Below are 19627 nucleotides of genomic sequence, written 5' to 3'. Positions count from 1 at the left end.
CTTGATGCGATGCCGCGCGCATGCCACACCAAGCCGCATGAACGAACAGAGCGATTTTCCGACCGATCTTCTCGCCTATGGCTGCGGCAATATGGCGGGTTCCATTCTCAAAGGCTGGATCAGCGCGGGCGCAGACCCTGCCGCTTTCACCGCCTTCGATCCGCATCCGGGCGGTGTTCCCGACGGGGTGAAGCATGTCGCCAGCCCGCCGACCGAGCCGTTCGATATCGTGCTGCTGGGCGTGAAGCCCCAGATGCTGGGCGATCTGGCCGGCGATATCGCCAAGACCATCAAGCCCGGTACCATCATCATCTCGATCCTTGCGGGAATCGAGATTGCCACGCTCGACCGTCTGTTTCCCGACGCCAAGAATGTGCGGCTGATGCCCAATCTCGGTGTGGCGCTGCGCAAATCACCGCTGGGCCTGTATTCCGCTGCCCTGTCGGATGGCGAGCGCGCCGCGCTCACCCGCTGGATGGACGCCACCGGCGCGGCGGAATGGATCGACAAGGAGTCCGACATGGACCTCGTCGCCGCGCTGGCCGGATCCGGCCCGGCCTATGTCTATCGTTTCACCGACGCGCTGGCGACGGCGGCAACGCGCCTGGGCCTTCCCGAAGATCAGGCTGCGCGCATGGCGCTGGCCACGGTGGAAGGCGCCGCGGCGTTGGCCGTGCAGGCCGATGACGATCCCGGTGTTCTGGCCGATCGTGTCGCCAGCCCCGGCGGCAGCACGCGCGAAGGCATGAACGTGCTCGACGCGGACGAACGGCTGGTCAAGCTCTTGACCGACGTGCTGGAGGCGGCGCGTGACCGCAATGGCGAGCTCGCCCGGCTGTTCGACGCCTGATGCGCCTGGGCCGGATTGCCGCACCGCTGGCCTTGCTGGCCACCCCACTGGCCGCGCAGACGAGCGGCGACACGGCCCCGGCCTCCTATCCGGTCGAAGAGAAATCCATCGGCGATCTGGACGCCGCCATGGCATCCGGCGAGGCCAGCAGCGCCGCGATTACGCAGGCCTATATCGATCGCATCGCCGCGCTCGATGATCGCGGTCCGCAGCTGAACGCCGTGATTGCCCTGCTGCCCGGCGCGATGGCCGAAGCACGCTTGCGCGACGCGGAACGCGCCGCCGGACGGGTGCGCGGGCCGATGCACGGTATCCCCGTCATCGTGAAGGACAATATCGAGACCACCGGTCCGGTGCCCACCACCGCTGGCTCGTTTGCCTTGGAGAACAATGTCACCGATCGCGATGCGCCGCTGGTGGCCCGTCTGCGCGCTGCCGGGGCGGTGATCCTGGGCAAGGCCAATCTATCCGAATGGGCCAATTTCCGCTCCAATGATTCCACCAGCGGATGGAGCGCGGTCGGCGGGCTGACGCGCAATCCCTATGCGCTGGACCGCAACAGCTGCGGCTCGTCGAGTGGCAGCGCGGTGGCGGCGGCGGCCAGTCTGGCGGCGGGCGCGGTCGGCACGGAAACCGATGGATCGATCACCTGCCCGGCCTCGTCCAATGGCGTGGTCGGCTTCAAGCCGACGGTCGGCCTCGTCTCCCGCCGCTTCGTGGTGCCGATCAGCCATAGCCAGGACACCGCCGGCCCGATGACGCGCAGCGTGCGCGATGCCGCGATCATGCTGGGTGCCATGGCCGGCGTCGATCCGGGCGATCCAGCCACGGCGGCGGCGCAGGGCCGGGTGTCGGACTATGCCGGGCTGCTGGGCCGCGACGTGCTGAACGGCCTGCAGATCGGTGTGCCGCGCGACCGGCTGGGGGATGACGAGGCGCTCATCGCCCAGTTCGAACAGGCGCTGGACGTGCTGCGCGCGCAGGGCGCAACCATCGTCGACATTGCCGACAGCCGCAGCGGGCTGGACGGCCTTGGCGATGCCGAGTTTCAGGTTTTGCTCAGCGAGTTCAAGGCCGACATCGCGGACTATCTGCAGGGCCTGCCTGATGGCGTGAAGAATGGCGGTGTCGAGGCCCGTAACCTCGCGGATCTGATGGCCTTCAATATGGCGGACAAGGACCGCGAGCTGCAATATTTCGATCAGTCGCTGTTCGTGGCGGCGCAGGCGCAGGAGGGCCTCGACGATCCGGCCTATATCGCCGCGCGGGACAAGGCGAAGCGGCTGGCCGGGCCAATGGGGATCGACCGGATGCTGGCCGAGCACCGGGTCACCATATTGGCGCTGCCCACGCGCAGCCCGGTCTGGCTATCGACGCTGGGTGAGGGCGATGCCTTTACCGGCCCCAGCGCGAGCGGCCTGCCCGCGCAGGCGGGCTATCCGCATCTCACCGTGCCGATGGGTTTGATCGGGGGGCTGCCCGTGGGCATCAGCTTCATCGGATCGGCCTGGACGGACGATTTTCTGCTGCAGGTGGGCGATGCCTATGAACGGGCCGCCGATGCCCGCGTCCCGCCCCAATATCTGGCCAGCGTCGGCGCGGGAGCCGAACAGGTCAGACCCTAGAAGCGCAGACGGTTTTCGCGCTGGCCGCCCTTATGCGTCGCCGCCCTTATGCCTTGATGGCGCGGGGGATCATCTCCGCCGTCTGCGCTTGGTCTTTTCCTCATATTCCAGATATTCGGCGCGCACATGCAGCACGCGCGTGGACAGATGCACCTCGAACATGAAGCAGCCCAGCGCGGATGCCATCAGGACCAGCGCCAGCAGAAAGGTGCCGGCAATGGCGATGGCCAGTTCCAGCCTGGCCAGGCCGATCAGGAACAGCATTCCGATCATCACGCACACCACCATCGCCGCCGCCACGCCGAACCAGATTGCGCGGCCCGTCACCGTCATGCGCCGTTCCAGCATGCGCAGTTCGTAAACCAGCCGGTCATGCTCGGCGCCCTCGGTGTCTTCATAGCGCCCCTCCCGGTCGCGCGCGCGATCGATGATCCGCGTCAGCCGCCCGGTGAACAGGTTCAGCATGCTGCCCAGCGCCACCAGCAGGAAAGCGGGCGTCAGCGCAGTCTGCAGCACGGACAGCACAGTCGCGGTGCCGACGCTGTGCGATAGGATGGTATCGATCATGGTTGCAATGTAGCGCCGGGCCGGTGCGCCACAAGCGCTGGACGCAGGCCATTTGTGCGCTGCCTAAAAACGGCTATGGCCAGGCGCATGACGAAATCTCCCGGAGACATGGCGGAAGGCGAACGGTTCGATCCCGCCCAGATCAGCGAATTCATGGGCAAATATGGCCATGGCGGCATGCTGGGCATCAGCTATCATGACCATGGGCCGGATTGGGTTGCCTTGAAGATGGACTGGCGGGCGGATCTGGTGGGCGATGCGCAGACCCAGATTCTGGCGTCCGGACCGATCATCTCGCTCATGGACATGGCCACCAGCCTTTCGATCTGGACCAGGCTCGGCAAGTTCCGTCCGCACGCGACCATGGATCTGCGGGTCGATTATATGCGGCCCTCGCCGCCCGGCGCCGCGGTGATCGGGCGCGGCGAATGCTATCATGTCAGTCGCTCGATCGGTTTCGTGCGGGGGCTGGCGCATAATGGCGATCCGGCCGATCCGATCGCGCATGTCACCGGTACGTTCATTCGCACTGCGGGGTTTGGCCGATGAGCAATTTTCTCGGAAACGTGGCGATGCCGCCTTATGCGCTGGCGCTGCAGATTGCCGCAACGGGCCAGGAAGACGGTCTGCCGGTGCTGCGTATGCCGTTTCGCGACGAAGTGCTCGGCCGTCCCGGCTTTCTGCACGGCGGCGCGATCTCGGGCCTTCTGGAGATCGCCTCCATGGCCGCGCTGTACAGCGCGCTGGCCGCCGAGGCGCTGGAGATGCGGATCAAGCCGGTCAACGTGACGGTGGATTTCATGCGCGGCGGGATCGATCATGACACCTTTGCCGTGGGCCGTATCACCCGCCTTGGGCGGACGATGGCCAATGTGGAGGCGGTGGCCTGGCAGGACGATCGAAACCGACTCATTGCCTCGGCTCAGATGCACTATTTATTGCGTACTCCGAAAGCTTAATTCCGGCTGAATATTAGGATAAAATGTTTCTTTGAACTTTTGCGACGAGTTGAGGAACGGATTGTTTCAAGGCGCGTAGAGATGGGCTCCGGCCACGGGCCGGCGTTCACGCGCTAAGGAATCAAGAAAAATGAACAAGACCACGCTGCTCACGGCAGCTATCCTCTCCCTCGCTCCCGCCCCGCTTTTCGCGCAGAATGGCGATGTCGAAGCGCCCGACGGCACGCCCGCTTTCGGGTTCGAGCCTTATGTCGCCATCGGCGGCGGTTATGATATTTACGACACCACCGATGAGCCTTCGCGCTTCGGTGTGGACTCCACTGAAGGCGCCGTCATCAACGGGATCGTCGGTGCCAATGTGCCGCTTGGCCCGTTGTTCGTGGGTGCAGAAGGCTTCGCGTCCAAGGGCTTCAACGAGCTGGATTGGGAATATGGCGCAGCGGGCCGTTTCGGCGTCCGCGTGGGCGATAGCGGCCTGTTCTATGGCCGCGTCGGCTATATGTGGGTCGAAGGTCGCGAGTCGAAGGATCCGATCCTGCTCGACGCCGCTGGCAACCAGCTGGTCTATGACGGCAGCATCCGCGATCGCGACGGCGTGATCTACGGCATCGGTGCCGAAGTTGGCCCGAAGGACATCGGTCTTGGCGGTCTGACCGGCAACAGCGGCGCGCGTCTGCGCTTCGGTGTGGACACGTTCAAGGACTTCAACTCCTTCCGCCCAAGCGCAGCGGTGGTGTTCCACTTCTGATCTGAATCGGCTCCGCCGGACTTAGGTCCGGTTGAGAAAACTTTGCGGCGTCGGTTCCTCGGGATCGGCGCCGCTTTGCATTGGGGCAAAGGGTGCGAGTAACCGGGAAGGACGGTTGGTGAAGGAGGCGTAGGCGCAGACGCGCGCTACTTTAGCCCATCCAGCGCAAATAGAGTGTCAGCCCGTCTTCCGGTTCCACTGGCGGTGCGCCGGCAATCCGCTCGGCATCGGCGCGGGCCCGCAACAGCACGGCTTCTGCGATATCCGCATCATGATAGACCCGGTCCGCCTGGCCGAGCAGGCGGGCGGCCCGCAGCGTCAGATCGTCCGGATCATCGCTGCCGATGTCGAAGATATGCAGGCCCGTGGCCACCGACGCTTCGTCAGCGGCCAGCCAGGCGTCGATATCGCCGCGCCCGGTGGCCGGATCGAGCGGACCGCCATCGGACAGCGCCACGTCGATCGCGCGGCGGCGATCGGCCCCGTCGGGCCAGCGGGCGCGAATGGCATCGCGCGCATCGAACAGGCCCTGCGCCAGCGCGCCGGTGCCGGGCGGCAGCATCGCCTCGATCCGCTGGCGCACCGCCTTGGCCAGCCCGGCCGAGGCGCCCGCCGTGCCGATCGCCACCGTCAGCGGATCGCGGTCGACGATGGCGGGCGTGGTGAAATCGCACAGAGCCGGCCGGTCGACCACATTGACCAGCAGCCCGCGCGCTTTGAGCTTCGCCGCATCGAGTGCGGCCAGCTCGGCATCCTCATGCGCGACGATGCCGAGCGCGGCGTCCGGCGCATGCGCATTGTCGGTAATCACCGCCCCGGCGCGCTCGTACAGCCGCCGCTTGGCGTCCGCCATTTCGCCGGCGCCCAGCAGTATGACCGTGCGCCCGCTCAGGTTCAGAAAGAGCGGAAACTGGCGCACCGGCTCAGCGCAGCCAGTCCGGCACACGTTCCGCGGCCATGATGGTGCCGGCTGGAATACGATCGGCCACGACGGCGAACCGGTCGCCATCCACCATCACCTCGGGCACCAGTGCGCGGCTGTTATAGGTGCTCGCCATGGTCGCTCCATAGGCCCCGGCGGTGCGGAACACGGCCAGATCGCCCGGACCGACCACGCCGATATCGCGCCCGATGGCAAAGGTATCGCCGCTCTCGCACACCGGGCCGACGAGCGATGCGGTCATGCGTTCGCCTGTCTCGATCACCGGCTGAAAATCATGCCAGGCGTCATACATCGCCGGGCGGGCCAGATCGTTCATGGCGGCATCGACCACCACGAAGGGCGCCGCCGCGCCGGGCTTCACCCACAGCACTTCGGTCAGCAGCACACCGGCATTACCCGCGATCACGCGGCCCGGCTCGAACGTCAGATGCACGTTCCAGTCCCTGGTGACGCGCGCGACCATATCGCCATAGTCGGCCGGGCTCGGTGGCAGCGCCTCGCCTGCCTTGTAGGGAATGCCAAGGCCGCCGCCCAGATCGACATGGGTGATGTAATGCCCCGCGTCGCGCAGCGTCTGCACCAGCGCGCCAACGCGCTCGAACGCCGCGGCCATGGGCGCAAGATCGAACAGCTGGCTGCCGATATGCACCGCCACACCGCGAAGGTTCAAGCCCGGCAGCGCCGCGAGGCGGCCGAAGATCTCCGGCGCGCTGTCGATACCGACGCCGAACTTGTTTTCCTTCTTGCCGGTCGAAATCTTGGCATGGGTTCCGGCATCCACGTCGGGATTGACGCGCAGCGTGGCCGGCGCGGTCAGGCCCATGGCGTGCGCGGTTTCGGCCAGGGCCACGCCTTCGGGCTCATGCTCGATATTGAACTGGCCGATGCCTTCCTTCAGGCCTTGCGCCAGTTCGGCGCGGGTCTTGCCGACGCCGGAAAAGACGATGTCCTTCGCCGGAACGCCAGCTGCCAGCGCGCGCGCCATCTCGCCGCCGCTCACCACATCCGCGCCATAGCCTTCGCGCGAGAGCACGTTGAGCACGGCCAGATTGGGGTTCGATTTGATGGCAAAGGCGATATGCTTGTTCGGGATGGCAGCCAGCCCGTCGCGAAACACGCGGGCATGCCGCTCGAACGTGGCGCGCGAATAGATATAGACGGGCGTGCCGACGGCCTGCGCAATGGCAGGCAGCGGTACGTCTTCGGCGTGGAGCACGCCGTTGCGATAGGTGAAATGGTCCATCAGTCTTCCGGCGTGGTGGGAATGGTAGCGTCGTCGTTGGCGCTATCGCTGTTGACGACAGGGCGTCCGGCGGGGGGCAGATCGAACGGGTCGGCCGCGCGCGGCTCGGACCGCTGCAGCAGCTCGTCGACCCGGCTCGGGCGGGCCTGCGTCGATGGTTCGAGCAGCGCCTGCGGATCGACCGCACCGTCCTGCGCATAGGTTTTCGGCGGCAGGCTGGCTCCCGGCGCCGGTGATAGCGGGCCGACCTTGCCGCAGGCGGACAGCAACGCGGCGGCGCTCAGCAGCAATAGGCTCGTGCGGCTCATTCCATATCCTCGGCAATCGACTTGCGGGCGGCAGCGATGGCTTCTCTTACCCGCGCGGGCGCGGTGCCGCCATAGCTCATGCGGCTGGCGACCGAGCCTTCCACGCTCAGATCCGGCAGATCGGCCTCCGCCAGACGTGGATCGAGCCCGCGCAGCGCATCGGCTTCCAACTCGGATATGTCGCAACCTTTCTCCTCGGCCAGCTTGACCGCCGCGCCGGTCAGATGATGCGCCTCGCGGAACGGCATGCCGATGCCGCGCACCAGCCAGTCGGCGAAATCGGTCGCCGTGCTGTGCCCACCGGCGGCCAGCGCGCGCATCCGGTCGGCGCGGAAATCGCTGGTTTCGACCATGCCGGTCATCGCCGCGATGCTGAGCGCGAGCAGATCATGCGCCTCGAACACCGGCGGCTTGTCGTCCTGCGTATCCTTGGCATAGGCGAGCGGCAGGCCCTTCATCACCATCACCAGCGCCTGCATGCAGCCCGCGATCCGGCCCGAATGGCCGCGCACCAGTTCGGCGGCGTCGGGATTGCGCTTCTGCGGCATGATCGAGCTGCCGGTGCTGTACGCATCAGACAGTGTGACGAAGCCATAGGGCTGGCTGGCCCAGATCACGAATTCCTCCGCCAGACGGCTGAGATGCAGCGCGGTGGTGGTGGCCGCCATCAGATAGTCGAGCGCGAAATCGCGGTCCGACACGGCATCGAGCGAATTGGCGGTGGGCCGGGCGAAGCCGAGTTCCCCGGCGGTTTTGTTCCGGTCCAGATCGAAGCTGGTGCCCGCCAGCGCGGCGCTGCCCAGCGGACATTCGGCGGCGCGCGCCTTGGCATCGCTGAACCGGCTGCGGTCGCGCTTGGCCATTTCATAATAGGCCATCAGGTGGTGGCCGAGCGTGACGGGCTGGGCGGCCTGCAGATGCGTAAAGCCCGGCATCACCGTATCGGCATGCTCTTCGGCACGGCTCAGCAGCGCGTTCTGGAACGCGGCGAGGCCGGCCTCCATTTCGTCGCAGGCCTCGCGCACCCACAGGCGAAAGTCCGTCGCCACCTGATCGTTGCGCGAGCGTGCGGTGTGCAGCCGCCCGGCCACCGGGCCGATCAGCTCGGTCAGCCGCGCCTCGACATGCATGTGGATGTCTTCCAGATCGAGATTCTCGACCAGCCCGCCCGCTTCATATTCGGCGGCGATGGTATCGAGCCCGTCGCGGATCGTCGCGGCATCGGCCTCGCTGACGATAGCCTGCGCCGCCAGCATGGCGACATGCACCTTGCTGGCGCGGATATCCTGTCGCCACAGCCGCTTGTCGAAGGGGATGGAGGCGTTTATCTCCCGCATGATCGCCGAAGGGCCGCCCGAAAAGCGCCCGCCCCACATGCTGTTGGAATCGCTCATGCGCCTGTCTTTCCTTGCCGTCCCTGCCGCCCTGATCCTGGGGCTGGCCGCATGCGATAGAGCCGCGCCGGTGGCGGAGCAAGAGCAGGCAGCCGATGCACCGCCGGCCAAGGCGGGCGAGGGCGCGCTGATCGAAACTGCCGACGGGCTGAAAGCGGAGCTGAGCTACGCGCATGCCGGTGAGCCCTATCTGGATGGGCAGTTCACCGATCCGACCGGTGGCATGGCGCAGCTGGCGGATTTTAAGGGCAAGCCGCTGCTGGTGAATCTGTGGGCCACCTGGTGCGCGCCCTGCATCAAGGAAATGCCGACGCTGGACGCGCTGGCGGCCGGAGAGAGCGGCCCCAAAGTGCTGGTGGTGTCGCAGGATCTGGACGGCCGGGAAGCGGTCGATCCGTTCTGGGCAAAGCAGGGGTTCACCACGCTGGAGCCCTATACGGACAGCCAGAATAGCCTGCTCACCGCGCTGGGCGGCAATGTGCAGCTGCCCACCACCATTCTCTATGACAGCCAGGGGCAGGAAGTCTGGCGGCTGATCGGCCCGACCGAGTGGAACGACCCTGCCGTGGCCGAGATGCTGGCGGAAGCCTCTTGACCTTCGGCTGACCCGCGGTAGAGCCGAACAAGCGGGCGATTAGCTCAGTTGGTAGAGCATCTCGTTTACACCGAGAGGGTCGGCGGTTCGAGCCCGTCATCGCCCACCATTTCCGCGATAATCGACTGCCATGAAATGACTATTTGTAAAAGTCTTTGGCTTGCGGATGGCTTGCAAGTTCGGTCGGACGATAGGGTTTGGTGACATTTTCATGTGGGGCGTTTTTTGCAGCTAGGCGCTCTAAAACAGTAGGGTGCAGAGGAATATCGCGTTTCAGACGCCGTGCTTTTCGGGGCCATTTGATCTTTAGCCACCATTTATTCCACATGTAAATTTCATCATGCTGCAAGCCAAGACTATCGGGATTGGTGACCAGCAGATGCGCTTGAATTTTGACCATAGGCACGCAATCCCGAAGCTCTTCGACCATCCAATTTAGTGAAATGTCACTTAGCCGCGATTCGTTTTCGGGATAGCTTCCGCCGACATCGCTGTGACATCCGGCAAACCAAACTTGCTTGAGCCAAGCGGGAACGCGATCTTTTATAGTTTCGGCGGTAGACTCCAGTCCCCATCCGACGCGGGGAAAGTTTGACCGATATTCGTCTATCGATAAAGCGTGACGCGCGTGGCAGACCTGTGGAGAAAGCCACATATCGTAATTTTTCTTTCTCCAATACGCTCGATGAGTATTTTTCAGGATATGGGGCCAATGCCAAGGTTTCATCAAACTAAGAGGGTTGGCTGGATCAGGTTCATAAAATCGGATCTGTTGTGATACTGTCCACATGTACCCAAAGATCGAGAGGCAACACACAATAACTAGTCCGATTGTCCAGCCGATGGACCAACTCAAAAGGAAGCTGCAAAGAGCTGCCGTGAAAGCTGCGCCAAAGATGCCGCGGATTATCCAAGTGAGAACTGAATTTTGGAGCGCGGCGACGGTATCGAAAACGCCAACGAATGTGGGCTCGACATTACCGCGTTTGTTGCCTTGTTCGACAGTATCTTCGCAACCATAGTTCTCCCGGAACCGCCGCCCTTTTTCCTCTCGTTGTTGAAAATATGGTTTTAAACCGCGCGGCTTGCCCGTACCGTGGCCATATACAGACTTTACAGCTTCGGTTGCAATTTCCCTCAGAATCTTGCCTGATTTAGGGATTGGTTTGCCATCCTGCTGCTGTGTCGGCACGCCGCACAGGTTCATCATATTGGCCAATGCCCTGACAGTATAGGCACCTCTTGAAAAACCAATTAGAATTATACGATCGCCAGCCTCGTAATAGGACAAAATCCTTTCGTAACAGTCAATCATATTGTCTTCGATGCCAGCCCCAACAGCGGATTCAAAGATATTGCGTATCTTGCTGAATGTTACGCCTTCGATTTCACCTGCGCCTAGACCAGGGTCATAGTAAGCTACCTGATCTTGGCACATAATTGACGAGGCCGGGCCGGGCCGCATCGCGCGAAACATTTTATATACGTTCGAAAGACGTTGATCGGGCTTGATACCACCGATCTGGCCGGTGCCATCAGCAAAGATCATTATGTTCTTAGCCACGAGCGCTTCTCCTGTGATTATCGTTCCGCGGTCTTATATTATCATAAAATCACGTCCTCGTTTGCTACGCTAGACCGCCGGGGTTTTGCTGCCGATCATGGCGGCGAGCAGGCCTTGCAGGCGCGCTGCGGTCTCGTCGCTGAGCGCGATGAAGATGCGGCGGGCGTCGGCGGTGTCGGCGCGGCGTTCCAGCAGGCCACGGTCGGTCATCAGCTTGATCCAGCGCAGCGCGGTGGTGGGCGGCACGGCGGAGGCGATGCACAGGCTGGACACGGAGACGGGCTTGTCCTCCAGCCGGGAGGCCATGAGATCGAGCAGCATGTCCCAGGCGGGATCGGCAAACAGGTCCGATTCGAACATGTCCTCGCGCATGCGGCGCAGGCGGATCATCTCGCGAATCGTGGCGGCTTTGAGCGCCGGCGGTTTGCCCAGCGCCGTGGTGCCGCCGCCGGGCGCGCCGCGATAGGCCAGCGGATCGGCGCGCACTTTCCCGCCGCCGTCGCTGCCCCCGCCTTGCGTCAGCGCGGCCACCCGGCGCGCCATATCGACCAGCTCGTCGCTCAGCCGCATCAGCTCCCGGCTTTCGCCCCGGTCCTCCCTTGCGCTCCCGCGCGTCTTCGCTCGGGCTCTGGTCAAGGCGAAGACCGCTTCCGCCGGATCCGGATCGACCAATATGTCGGCATCTTCAGGCGCGAGCGCAGCCGCCAGATCGAGCCGGGCGAAATCGGTCCACAGGATGAAAGCGGTGCCATGATCCGCGGCATATTGCGCAGCGCGCGCGATTTCGCGTTCAGGCGTCTCCGTTTCGGATTGAAACAGGCACAGGATCAATTCCGGCGGTGTCAGCAGAGCATGGTCGCCCGGCCAGTCGAAGGAAGCTCCAATGTCGAGCGAACGCCAACCGGCCATGTCCGCCAAGGCCGGGAGCCGATCGCCCTGCGCGCCGCGCATGCCCATCAGCAGCGCCAACGGCTTGTTTTCCGGAAACATTTCCACGTCGCACGCCTCCCCCAAGACAGTCATCGACTATTCAGCGAACGGCGATCATGCTGGCAAGCAAATTCGATCCATTTCGGTTTCGATTGCCGCGCCATGTGGCGCACCGTGCATCCCCTTGCGGTAACGGCCCGGTGCCGCCACATCGCATGACAACATTATCCATTCGAAAGGTTTGCCCTTTGCCAAAGACCATCGCTTCGTTCGCCCTCTCCGTTTCCGCCCTTGCCCTGTCGTCGCCCGCGGCGGCGCAAATGGGCGGCGCCACCGATAGCGGAACCGGCGCCGTGGTGGGCGAAGCCCCGGCCACCTCGCCCGATGACGAAAGCCCCGAGACCATGAACGCCAATCCGCTGCTCAATCCCTGGACCGGCCCCTATGAGGGCGTGCCCCAGTGGGACAAGGTCAGCGTGTCCGATTTTCCCGATGCCTTTGCGCAGACCATGGCCAGCACCAAGGCGGAATATGAGGCGATCCTGGCCAATCCGGCCGAGCCGACGTTCGAAAACACCATGGTGCCGCTGGAACTGGCGGGCGAAGAGATCGGCCGCGTCTTCAGCTATTGGGGGGTCTACACCTCCAACCTGTCGAGCCCCGAAGTGCGGGCGATCCAGGGCGAATGGAGCCCCAAGCTCAGCGCCTATTTCAACGAGCTGCAGTTCGATCCGCGCCTGTTTGCGCGCGTGAAATCGCTATACGACCGGCGCGATACGCTGGGGCTGGATGCCGAGCAGATGCGTCTGCTGACCCGGCAATATGAGGATCTGGTGCGCGGCGGCGCGCTGCTGACGCCCGAGCAGAAGCAGGAAGTGATCGGCATCGAAACCGCGCTTGCGGGCGAGTTTTCGGACTTTTCCAACAAGGTTCTGGCCGATGAGGAAAGCTATATCCTGCTGACCGACGAGGCCGATCTGGCGGGCCTGCCCGACAGCCTGGTCGCCTCGATGAAGGGCGCGGCCGAGGAGAATGGCGAAACCGGCTGGGCCGTGGTCAACACGCGCAGCTTCATGCAGCCTTTCCTGGAAAATTCCACGCGGCGCGATCTGCGGGAGAAAGTGTACACCGCTTATGTGAATCGCGGCGACAATGGCGGCGAGAACGACACCAATGCCACCATCGCCAACATCCTGAAGCTGCGCCAGCAGCGCGCCGAGCTGCTGGGCTTTGAAACCCATGCCGATTACCGGATGGCCGATACCATGGCCAAGGAGCCCGAGCGCGCGATGGACCTGATGATGCAGGTCTGGCCCGCCGCCGTGGCGCGCGTGAAGGAAGAGGTGGCCGACATGCAGGCCATCGCCGACAAGGAACAGGCGGACATCACCATCCAGCCCTGGGACTATCGCTTCTATGCCGAGAAGGTGCGCAAGGATAAATACGACCTCGATCAGAACGAGATCAAACCCTATTTCCAGCTGAGCAAGATGATCGAGGGCATGTTCGATGCCGCCGGGCGTCTCTACGATCTGGACTTTACCGAGAATACGGGCGAAATTCCCGTGTTCGACCCGAATGTGCGCACCTGGGTGGTGACGGACAAGCGCGACGGCAGCAATGTCGGCGTGTTTTACATGGATCCCTATGCGCGCACCGGCAAACGCTCCGGCGCCTGGGCGACCACCTATCGTTCGCAGCAGTCGCTGGGCGGGGAGCGCAATGTGCTCGCCTCCAACAACAATAATTTCGTGAAGCCTGCGGAGGGTGAGGCGGCGCTGATCAGCGTGGACGATGCCAGCACGCTGTTCCACGAATTCGGCCATGCGATCCATGCGCTGTTGACCGACGTGACCTATCCCGGCCTGCGCGGCACGCCGCGGGACTTTGTGGAATATCCCAGCCAGGTGAACGAGAATTGGCTGCTGACGCCCTACATCCTGAACAATTATGCGGTGCATTATCAGACCGGAGAGCCGATCCCGCAGGAGCTGGTCGACAAGATCGAGGCGTCGTCCAAGTTCAACGAGGGTTTTTCGACGGTGGAATATCTGTCGAGCGCGATCGTCGATATGAAGCTGCATGACCGCAGCGAACCGGTGACCGATGTCGATGCGTTCGAGCGTGAGACGCTGGACGCGATCGGCATGCCCAAGGAGATCGTGATGCGGCACCGCCTGCCGCAGTTCAATCACCTGTTCTCGTCGGATGCCTATTCGGCCGGCTATTACAGCTATCTCTGGTCCGAAACGATGGACGCGGACACCTGGGCCGCGTTCGAGGAAGCGGGCAGCCCGTGGGACAAGGCCACAGCGAATCGTTTCCGCGAAATCCTGCTCTCGACCGGCAATGAGACGGACCGCATCGAGGCCTATCGCGCTTTCCGCGGCCGCGATCCGGAAGTGCGCTACATTCTGGAAAAGCGTGGCTTCCCGGTGAACGCAACCGCCGAATAAGAGCGGTCGATACGGAATCAGAAAGGGCGGGCCTCACGGCTCGCCCTTTTTCATGCTCGATCATATCGAATTACAGGACGCATCATCAGCGTCGAGGGGATTGAGCGCCGAGGGGTGTGCAGTTCAGCGCCGTGCTGGCGCTGTCATCGGCAGCGATCCGGAATGGTCCCGAATCCGTCCCCGAACAACCGGGTCAGGCGGCCATCGCCGTCTTGCTGCTGCGCACATAGAAGAGCGGGCGGGCCGGCGTGGACGCGACCTCGGCCAGCGGCATCGCGGTGAAGCAATTGGCGCATTCCGCCGTCGCACGGCCAATATGCCAGTGGGTGTGGCCACAGCCGGGGCAGTGGTTCGTCTCACCATGATGATACAAGAAGGAATAACGCTTCATTGCACCCTGAACACCGAAGCTCTGAATTGCGGGCTGCACTGTCATAACTCTATCCTTTCACACTCCATGACATAACGTCGGACGGCGAAAAGGTTTCCACCAGCGTTCAACCGAGTGCGCGCTGTGACTATTGGGCAACGTTGCTGGCGGGGGCCGGGCGGATTGTTATGGTGCTAACGGCGCTACAGCGCCTTTTCGAGCATATCGGCCAGCCGCAATCCGGCGCGGACCACCTGCAGGCGCAGCGCCTCGGTGGAGGCGGCGACATCCGGCTCGTCGATCACCACGGTGCCTTGCGGCTTCGGCCCGCACGGATCGCCATCCAGCGCGCGCGCATAGGCGATGTCGCGGCTGACCTGCCAGGCTTCCCGGCTCCAGTCTTCCGGGGTGCCGGTCACGATCCCGGCGCGCTCGTCCGGGCCATAGCTGCGGATGATCTGCGGCGGGGTGGAAATGGCCCGTTCGGCCAGTGGCCCGTCCCATATCCAATGCAGATTGAGACCAGGGATGATGCCATAATCGGCGTCCACATCATTGCCGCCGCGATCATGCCGATCGCCGGCATGCAGCGGCTGGTGCAGATCGCCCGTGAAATGGACCAGGAAGGCAAATGCTTCCAGCCGCACATTGTCCGGCAGAGACCGGTCGGACAGGATCTTGAAGTTCCGCTCCACCTGCGCATAGGCGCAATTGCCGTTCGGGCAATTGGGCTCCAGCGCGAAGGGCGCACAGATATCGACATTCTGATAATGCCATGGGCTGGTATAGCCCCAGCGGTCCCGGTCCCGCCGAACGCAGTCTGCCCAGACGCTGGCATCGCCGATGCTGTCCAGCGGACAGTCCGGCGTGCCGAGCAGGGGCGCGGCGCGCAGCAGGCGCTGCATGCTGCTGCGCGCACGCGGCGAGAGATTGGCCGCCGCGATGGCCGCGGTGCTGCGATGGCTATATTCGCCCCAGGCAAGGGCAGGCGTGGGAAGCAGGGCGGCAAGCGCCAGCAGCGATATCAGCAGGGAACGGATCATAGGGCTGGCCCTCTAGGCCTGAATTGTTGCCGCGTGAAGACGGCGCGTCGCCCGGCTGCTTTTGCCGGCCGGATGGCGGCGGCAGGCCCAAAAACGATGCCGCAGAGTCACAGTGTATTTTAATCGGAAAGGGTATGGAGCGCGTTATCCTTTTGCGCGCTAGAGGAGGGCAAATCATCTCCCACCTAATTTTGCTTACAAGGATGAATATGACGTCTCTCCGTCTTGCCGCGACCGCGTTTTTGCCGCTAATCGCTTGTGCTACCCCGGTTTTTGCCGGCGGCTTCTATCTGCAGGAACAGTCCGCGCGTGAAGTGGGCCGGGCCTTTTCCGGCGAAGCGGCCTCCGCCGATTCGCCAGCAACCATCTATTTCAATCCCGCCGGCATGACCGAGCTGGAGGGTGTCCAGATCGAAATCGGCGGCGAAATGCTGTTCGTGAATTCCGGCCAGGAAAATCGCGGCACCACCCGCAGCATTCCCGGCGTCACCAACGCCTTTCCGGTGCCCGGCGGCGATGGCGGCAACCCCTTCTCCCAGCCCCTGGTGGTGCCGCAGGCCTATGCCAGCGCGCAGATGAGCGACCGCCTGTGGGTGGGCCTTGGCGTGTCCAGCCCGTTCGGCGTTGTGGTGGATTATGACGATGACTTTTTCGGTCGGTACGATTCGAACCGGTCCGACGTGTTCACCATCAATGTGCAGCCCAGCGTCGCGTACAAGATCAACGACAATCTCTCGATCGGCGCCGGTTTCGACGTGCAATATATCGATGTCGAGCTGACCAACGCCGTGCCCAATCTCAGCCCGCTGAGCGGCGACGGTTCCCTCAGCGTGAAGGGGGATGATTTCTCCCTGGGCTGGAATGTCGGCGCGCAGCTCGAGGTGGAGAAGGTTCGTCTCGGCGCGCACTACCGGTCCCGCATGGAGCATCAGCTGGAAGGCGATTTCGATCTGTCCGGACTGGTCGGTCCGCTGGCGGGTCAGAACCGCTCGGTCGGCGCGATCGCCCCGATCACCTTGCCCGATATCGCCACCGTCAGCGTGATGTTCGGCGTGGACAGCCCGACGCGCGTCTATGGCAGCTGGAACTGGTACAACTGGTCCACATTCGATGCGATCCGTATCTTCCCCGAAGGCCTGCCGCCGCAGGTCGCCGAGCAGAATTATTCGGACAGCTGGTCCATGGCGCTGGGCGCGGAGCATGATTTCACCGATCGTCTGACTTTGCGCACGGGCACGATGTTCGATGAAAGCCCGGTCAATGACGCGTTCCGCGGCACGCGCGTGCCGGACGGGGACCGGGTATGGGGCTCGGTCGGTGCAAGCTATGAGCTGAGCCGCAATTTCGGTCTGGACGCCAGCTATGCGCATGTATTCGTCGATACGGCGGATCTGAACCTGACCAGCAGCTTCTTCGAAGGAACGCCCGCCGCCATCTCGCAGACCGTCCGGTCGACCAATCGCGGCGATGTGGACCAGTTCGCCCTGGCCCTGCGCGCAAAGTTCTAAAGAACGCCAGAAAGCCCGCCCCGTCGCTCCGGCTGTCGGACGGCGGGGCGGGCTTTTTTCTTGTCAGCAACCGGCGATTGTCACCATTCGATGGCGGCGCCGTCATAGGCGACGAAGCGCCCGCTATTGTCCATGCCCGTCTCGTCGATCTGCTTGCGCAAGCCTTTGGCACTGGTTTGCGTATCGATCTGCGCGTTGCTGCCGCCCATCGCGGTCTTCACCCAGCCGGGATGCAGCATGACGACCGAGATGCCGTCATCCTTCAGGTCGATCGCCAGGCTTTTCCATGCCGCGTTCACCGCCGCCTTGGATGCGCGATAGGGGATATGGCCGCCGCCGCCATTGTCGCCGATCGACCCCATGCGGCTGGTCACCACCGCCATTTTCTTCTGGTCCGATTTGGCGACATGGCCTTTCAGCTTATGCGCAAGAATGGACGGGGCAACGGTGTTGATTTCCAGCGTCTTCAGAAATTCGCTGCGGTTGGTGGCGTCCATGCTGGCGACGCCGGCATTGTTCAGGAAGACGTCGATCGGCCGGTCGCCGAGCGCGCTGACGAAGGAGTCGATGCTCTCGTCCGAGGCCACATCCAGTTCCAGCGCCTCGACCTTGTCCATCGCGTTCAGTTCTTTCAGATCGTCGTCGCTGCGTGCCGTGGCAATCACGTCCCAGCCCTCTGCGGCATATTGCTGGACGAGTTCGGCGCCGATGCCGCGGCTGCCGCCGGTGATGAGAATGGTGGGCATGGGAAAAGCCTTTGTGGTTATGGGGAAGCGCCTCTCGCAACTGTAACGCCGAGCGGCTATATGATGGCAAACACCCGAGCATCGAGGCCCGTTCCATGACCGCCGACAATCCGTCCCTGCGCCCCTGGCGCGATATCGAACGCCGCAAGAGCCGGCAGATCATGGTGGGCGATGTGCCCGTGGGCGGCGATGCGCCGATCACCGTGCAGACCATGACCAACACGCCGACCGAGGATGCCAGGGCCACGATCGACCAGATCCGCCGCTGCGAAGAGGCGGGCGTGGACATCATCCGCGTGTCCTGCCCCGATGAAGCCTCCACCGCCGCGCTGAAACAGATCGTGCGCGCCGCCAAGGTGCCGATCGTGGCGGACATCCATTTCCATTACAAACGCGCACTGGAAGCCGCCGATGCGGGTGCGGCTTGCCTGCGCATCAACCCCGGCAATATCGGCAGCGAGGCGCGGGTGAAGGAAGTGGTGGACGCCGCCAAGTCCAATGGCTGCGCCATCCGCATCGGCGTGAACGCCGGATCGCTGGAGCGCGATCTGCTGGAAAAATATGGCGAGCCTTGCCCGGAAGCGCTGGTCGAGAGCGCGCTCGATCATATCAAGCTGCTGCAGGATCAGGATTTCCACGAATATAAGGTCGCCGTGAAGGCGTCCGACGTGTTCCTCGCGGTGGCGGCCTATATGCAGCTGGCCGACGCCGTCGACTGCCCGCTCCACCTGGGGATTACCGAGGCGGGCGGGCTGATCGGCGGCACGGTGAAATCGGCCATCGGCATCGGCAATCTGCTATGGGCCGGGATCGGCGATACGATCCGCGTCTCGCTCTCCGCCGAGCCGGAGGAAGAGGTGCGGGTGGGCTATGAGATGCTCAAGACGCTCGGCCTGCGCACCCGCGGCGTGCGCATCGTCAGCTGCCCGTCCTGCGCGCGGCAGGGCTTCGACGTGATCCGCACGGTGCAGGCGCTGGAAAGCCGCCTGCAGCACATCAACACGCCGCTCTCGCTCTCCGTCCTGGGCTGCGTGGTCAATGGCCCCGGCGAGGCGCGCGAGACCGATATCGGCCTGACCGGCGGCGGCAAGGGCAAGCATATGGTGTATCTGAGCGGCGTGACCGACCACACGGTCGAAAGCGACGCGATGCTCGATCATATCGTCGGGCTGGTCGAGGCCAAGGCCGCGGAAATCGAGGCGGCGAACGCGGCGGCCGAGCCGGTGGCGGCCGAGTGACCACAGAAATACGGCCCGCCACGCCGGACGATATCGCCCATATCCTGCGCTTCATCGAGGAGCTGGCGACGTTCGAGAAAGCACCGCCCGGCACGGTCAAGGCCACGCCGGAGGGATTGCACGACGCGCTGTTCGGCGCGCGCCCCGTGGTCGAGGCGCTGATTGCGGAATGGGACGGGCAGCCGGCGGCGTTCGCGATGTTCTTCCACAATTTCTCGACCTGGCAGGGGCGCAAGGGTCTTTATCTGGAAGACCTCTATGTGAGCGAGGCCAAGCGTGGCCATGGCATCGGCACGGCGCTGCTCAAGCGGCTGGCCGAGATTGCGGTGGAGCGGGGTTGCGCGCGGTTCGAATGGGTGGTGCTCGACTGGAATGAGAGCGCGATCCGCGTCTATGAGCATCTGGGCGCACAGATGCAGCCGGAATGGCGCGTGATGCGGATGGATGGCGCGGCGCTGACGGCCTTTGCGGGGTCGCCCGGCTGAATGGGCTGTGGGCGCAGCCATATCGGTTGAATGAACCGGCCGAAGCGCCACATTC

General features: G+C 63.7%; 20 protein-coding genes and 1 tRNA gene. 11 read left to right on the top strand and 10 right to left on the bottom strand.

Annotation, left to right across the window (positions count from 1 at the left end; all coding sequences use genetic code 11):
- Nucleotides 1-37 precede the first annotated feature (37 nt).
- Nucleotides 38-850, top strand: a complete 813-nt coding sequence (locus G410_RS0108155; RefSeq protein WP_028971227.1) for a pyrroline-5-carboxylate reductase family protein — start codon at nt 38-40, stop codon at nt 848-850.
- Entirely contained in the window at nt 850-2475 is a 1626-nt protein-coding gene (locus G410_RS0108150) for an amidase (protein ID WP_022673159.1), read from the top strand. The genes G410_RS0108155 and G410_RS0108150 overlap by 1 nt, the downstream gene beginning before the upstream one ends.
- 69 nt (nt 2476-2544) lie before the next feature.
- Here G410_RS0108150 and G410_RS0108145 read toward each other — a convergent pair whose 3' ends face one another.
- The gene (locus G410_RS0108145; RefSeq protein ID WP_022673158.1) at nt 2545-3042 is read right to left on the bottom strand and encodes a DUF2721 domain-containing protein; all 498 of its coding nucleotides are present in this window, start codon (nt 3040-3042) and stop codon (nt 2545-2547) included.
- 87 nt (nt 3043-3129) lie between these two features.
- On the opposite strand from G410_RS0108145, the gene G410_RS0108140 reads away from it, so the two are divergent.
- The 3 genes from G410_RS0108140 to G410_RS0108130 all read left to right on the top strand — a co-directional run bounded on the left by G410_RS0108140 (nt 3130) and on the right by G410_RS0108130 (nt 4749).
- Nucleotides 3130-3591 carry a PaaI family thioesterase gene (locus G410_RS0108140; protein ID WP_084489067.1) on the top strand — a complete coding sequence of 154 codons (462 nt, stop codon included), beginning with the start codon at nt 3130-3132 and terminating at the stop codon, nt 3589-3591.
- Nucleotides 3588-4001, top strand: a complete 414-nt coding sequence (locus tag G410_RS0108135) for a PaaI family thioesterase (RefSeq protein ID WP_022673156.1) — start codon at nt 3588-3590, stop codon at nt 3999-4001. The genes G410_RS0108140 and G410_RS0108135 overlap by 4 nt, the downstream gene beginning before the upstream one ends.
- 130 nt (nt 4002-4131) lie before the next feature.
- Nucleotides 4132-4749 (top strand): hypothetical protein, encoded by a 618-nt coding sequence (locus G410_RS0108130; RefSeq protein ID WP_022673155.1) that lies wholly within the window; start codon nt 4132-4134, stop codon nt 4747-4749.
- Nucleotides 4750-4900: 151 nt separating this feature from the next.
- Here G410_RS0108130 and G410_RS0108125 read toward each other — a convergent pair whose 3' ends face one another.
- From G410_RS0108125 to argH, 4 genes are read right to left on the bottom strand one after another with little or no spacing between them, the layout of a single operon-like run.
- Entirely contained in the window at nt 4901-5668 is a 768-nt protein-coding gene (locus G410_RS0108125; RefSeq protein WP_022673154.1) for a precorrin-2 dehydrogenase/sirohydrochlorin ferrochelatase family protein, read from the bottom strand.
- Nucleotides 5669-5672: 4 nt separating this feature from the next.
- The gene (lysA, locus tag G410_RS0108120) at nt 5673-6935 is read right to left on the bottom strand and encodes a diaminopimelate decarboxylase (RefSeq protein WP_022673153.1); all 1263 of its coding nucleotides are present in this window, start codon (nt 6933-6935) and stop codon (nt 5673-5675) included.
- Entirely contained in the window at nt 6935-7243 is a 309-nt protein-coding gene (locus G410_RS16110; RefSeq protein WP_022673152.1) for a hypothetical protein, read from the bottom strand. The genes lysA and G410_RS16110 overlap by 1 nt, the downstream gene beginning before the upstream one ends.
- The gene (gene argH / locus G410_RS0108110) at nt 7240-8619 is read right to left on the bottom strand and encodes an argininosuccinate lyase (RefSeq protein WP_022673151.1); all 1380 of its coding nucleotides are present in this window, start codon (nt 8617-8619) and stop codon (nt 7240-7242) included. Before argH ends, G410_RS16110 begins: the two co-directional genes overlap by 4 nt.
- Before the next feature lie 16 nt (nt 8620-8635).
- Between argH and G410_RS0108105 the strand changes: the two genes are divergently transcribed.
- Together G410_RS0108105 and G410_RS0108100 are read left to right on the top strand one after the other, a co-directional pair.
- Complete coding sequence (locus tag G410_RS0108105; protein ID WP_033317513.1) at nt 8636-9232, top strand: TlpA family protein disulfide reductase; 597 nt, start codon at nt 8636-8638, stop codon at nt 9230-9232.
- Nucleotides 9233-9265: 33 nt separating this feature from the next.
- A tRNA-Val gene (locus G410_RS0108100) sits at nt 9266-9341 on the top strand.
- 30 nt (nt 9342-9371) lie between these two features.
- Here the strand turns inward: G410_RS0108100 and G410_RS17690 are convergent.
- The gene (locus G410_RS17690; RefSeq protein ID WP_084489063.1) at nt 9372-10796 is read right to left on the bottom strand and encodes a DUF2235 domain-containing protein; all 1425 of its coding nucleotides are present in this window, start codon (nt 10794-10796) and stop codon (nt 9372-9374) included.
- Nucleotides 10797-10865: 69 nt separating this feature from the next.
- Nucleotides 10866-11792, bottom strand: coding sequence for a helix-turn-helix domain-containing protein (locus G410_RS16105; protein ID WP_156851899.1), 927 nt, complete (start codon nt 11790-11792; stop codon nt 10866-10868).
- 182 nt (nt 11793-11974) lie between these two features.
- On the opposite strand from G410_RS16105, the gene G410_RS16100 reads away from it, so the two are divergent.
- Nucleotides 11975-14182 (top strand): M3 family metallopeptidase, encoded by a 2208-nt coding sequence (locus G410_RS16100; protein ID WP_245559319.1) that lies wholly within the window; start codon nt 11975-11977, stop codon nt 14180-14182.
- 193 nt (nt 14183-14375) lie between these two features.
- On the opposite strand, the gene G410_RS16095 is transcribed toward G410_RS16100, so the two are convergent.
- Nucleotides 14376-14618 carry a hypothetical protein gene (locus G410_RS16095; protein ID WP_022673146.1) on the bottom strand — a complete coding sequence of 81 codons (243 nt, stop codon included), beginning with the start codon at nt 14616-14618 and terminating at the stop codon, nt 14376-14378.
- Nucleotides 14619-14755: 137 nt separating this feature from the next.
- Nucleotides 14756-15595 carry a S1/P1 nuclease gene (locus tag G410_RS0108075; RefSeq protein ID WP_022673145.1) on the bottom strand — a complete coding sequence of 280 codons (840 nt, stop codon included), beginning with the start codon at nt 15593-15595 and terminating at the stop codon, nt 14756-14758.
- 209 nt (nt 15596-15804) lie between these two features.
- Between G410_RS0108075 and G410_RS0108070 the strand changes: the two genes are divergently transcribed.
- Nucleotides 15805-17103, top strand: a complete 1299-nt coding sequence (locus G410_RS0108070; protein ID WP_028971222.1) for an OmpP1/FadL family transporter — start codon at nt 15805-15807, stop codon at nt 17101-17103.
- A gap of 80 nt (nt 17104-17183) precedes the next feature.
- On the opposite strand, the gene G410_RS0108065 is transcribed toward G410_RS0108070, so the two are convergent.
- Nucleotides 17184-17849 (bottom strand): SDR family oxidoreductase, encoded by a 666-nt coding sequence (locus tag G410_RS0108065; RefSeq protein ID WP_022673143.1) that lies wholly within the window; start codon nt 17847-17849, stop codon nt 17184-17186.
- A gap of 95 nt (nt 17850-17944) precedes the next feature.
- On the opposite strand from G410_RS0108065, the gene ispG reads away from it, so the two are divergent.
- Together ispG and G410_RS0108055 are read left to right on the top strand one after the other, a co-directional pair.
- Complete coding sequence (gene ispG / locus G410_RS18295; protein ID WP_022673142.1) at nt 17945-19087, top strand: flavodoxin-dependent (E)-4-hydroxy-3-methylbut-2-enyl-diphosphate synthase; 1143 nt, start codon at nt 17945-17947, stop codon at nt 19085-19087.
- Complete coding sequence (locus G410_RS0108055; RefSeq protein ID WP_022673141.1) at nt 19084-19572, top strand: GNAT family N-acetyltransferase; 489 nt, start codon at nt 19084-19086, stop codon at nt 19570-19572. Before ispG ends, G410_RS0108055 begins: the two co-directional genes overlap by 4 nt.
- Nucleotides 19573-19627: the final 55 nt, after the last annotated feature.

The sequence above is a fragment of the Novosphingopyxis baekryungensis DSM 16222 genome (genome assembly GCF_000420305.1).
In the GTDB taxonomy this organism is placed as follows: domain Bacteria; phylum Pseudomonadota; class Alphaproteobacteria; order Sphingomonadales; family Sphingomonadaceae; genus Novosphingopyxis; species Novosphingopyxis baekryungensis.
This window is presented reverse-complemented; position numbering and strand designations above follow the sequence as displayed.

Bases quoted from the DNA above. Each gene is read 5' to 3' on its own strand.
- G410_RS0108140 (WP_084489067.1), top strand. From the start codon at position 3,130: ATGACGAAATCTCCCGGAGACATGGCGGAAGGCGAACGGTTCGATCCC.
- G410_RS0108105 (WP_033317513.1), top strand. From the start codon at position 8,636: ATGCGCCTGTCTTTCCTTGCCGTCCCTGCCGCCCTGATCCTGGGGCTG.
- G410_RS0108130 (WP_022673155.1), top strand. From the start codon at position 4,132: ATGAACAAGACCACGCTGCTCACGGCAGCTATCCTCTCCCTCGCTCCC.
- G410_RS16095 (WP_022673146.1), bottom strand. From the start codon at position 14,618: ATGACAGTGCAGCCCGCAATTCAGAGCTTCGGTGTTCAGGGTGCAATG.
- G410_RS0108145 (WP_022673158.1), bottom strand. From the start codon at position 3,042: ATGATCGATACCATCCTATCGCACAGCGTCGGCACCGCGACTGTGCTG.
- G410_RS0108135 (WP_022673156.1), top strand. From the start codon at position 3,588: ATGAGCAATTTTCTCGGAAACGTGGCGATGCCGCCTTATGCGCTGGCG.
- G410_RS0108070 (WP_028971222.1), top strand. From the start codon at position 15,805: ATGACGTCTCTCCGTCTTGCCGCGACCGCGTTTTTGCCGCTAATCGCT.
- G410_RS0108065 (WP_022673143.1), bottom strand. From the start codon at position 17,849: ATGCCCACCATTCTCATCACCGGCGGCAGCCGCGGCATCGGCGCCGAA.
- ispG (WP_022673142.1), top strand. From the start codon at position 17,945: ATGACCGCCGACAATCCGTCCCTGCGCCCCTGGCGCGATATCGAACGC.
- G410_RS0108075 (WP_022673145.1), bottom strand. From the start codon at position 15,595: ATGATCCGTTCCCTGCTGATATCGCTGCTGGCGCTTGCCGCCCTGCTT.
- G410_RS0108155 (WP_028971227.1), top strand. From the start codon at position 38: ATGAACGAACAGAGCGATTTTCCGACCGATCTTCTCGCCTATGGCTGC.
- G410_RS16110 (WP_022673152.1), bottom strand. From the start codon at position 7,243: ATGAGCCGCACGAGCCTATTGCTGCTGAGCGCCGCCGCGTTGCTGTCC.
- G410_RS0108150 (WP_022673159.1), top strand. From the start codon at position 850: ATGCGCCTGGGCCGGATTGCCGCACCGCTGGCCTTGCTGGCCACCCCA.
- argH (WP_022673151.1), bottom strand. From the start codon at position 8,619: ATGTGGGGCGGGCGCTTTTCGGGCGGCCCTTCGGCGATCATGCGGGAG.
- lysA (WP_022673153.1), bottom strand. From the start codon at position 6,935: ATGGACCATTTCACCTATCGCAACGGCGTGCTCCACGCCGAAGACGTA.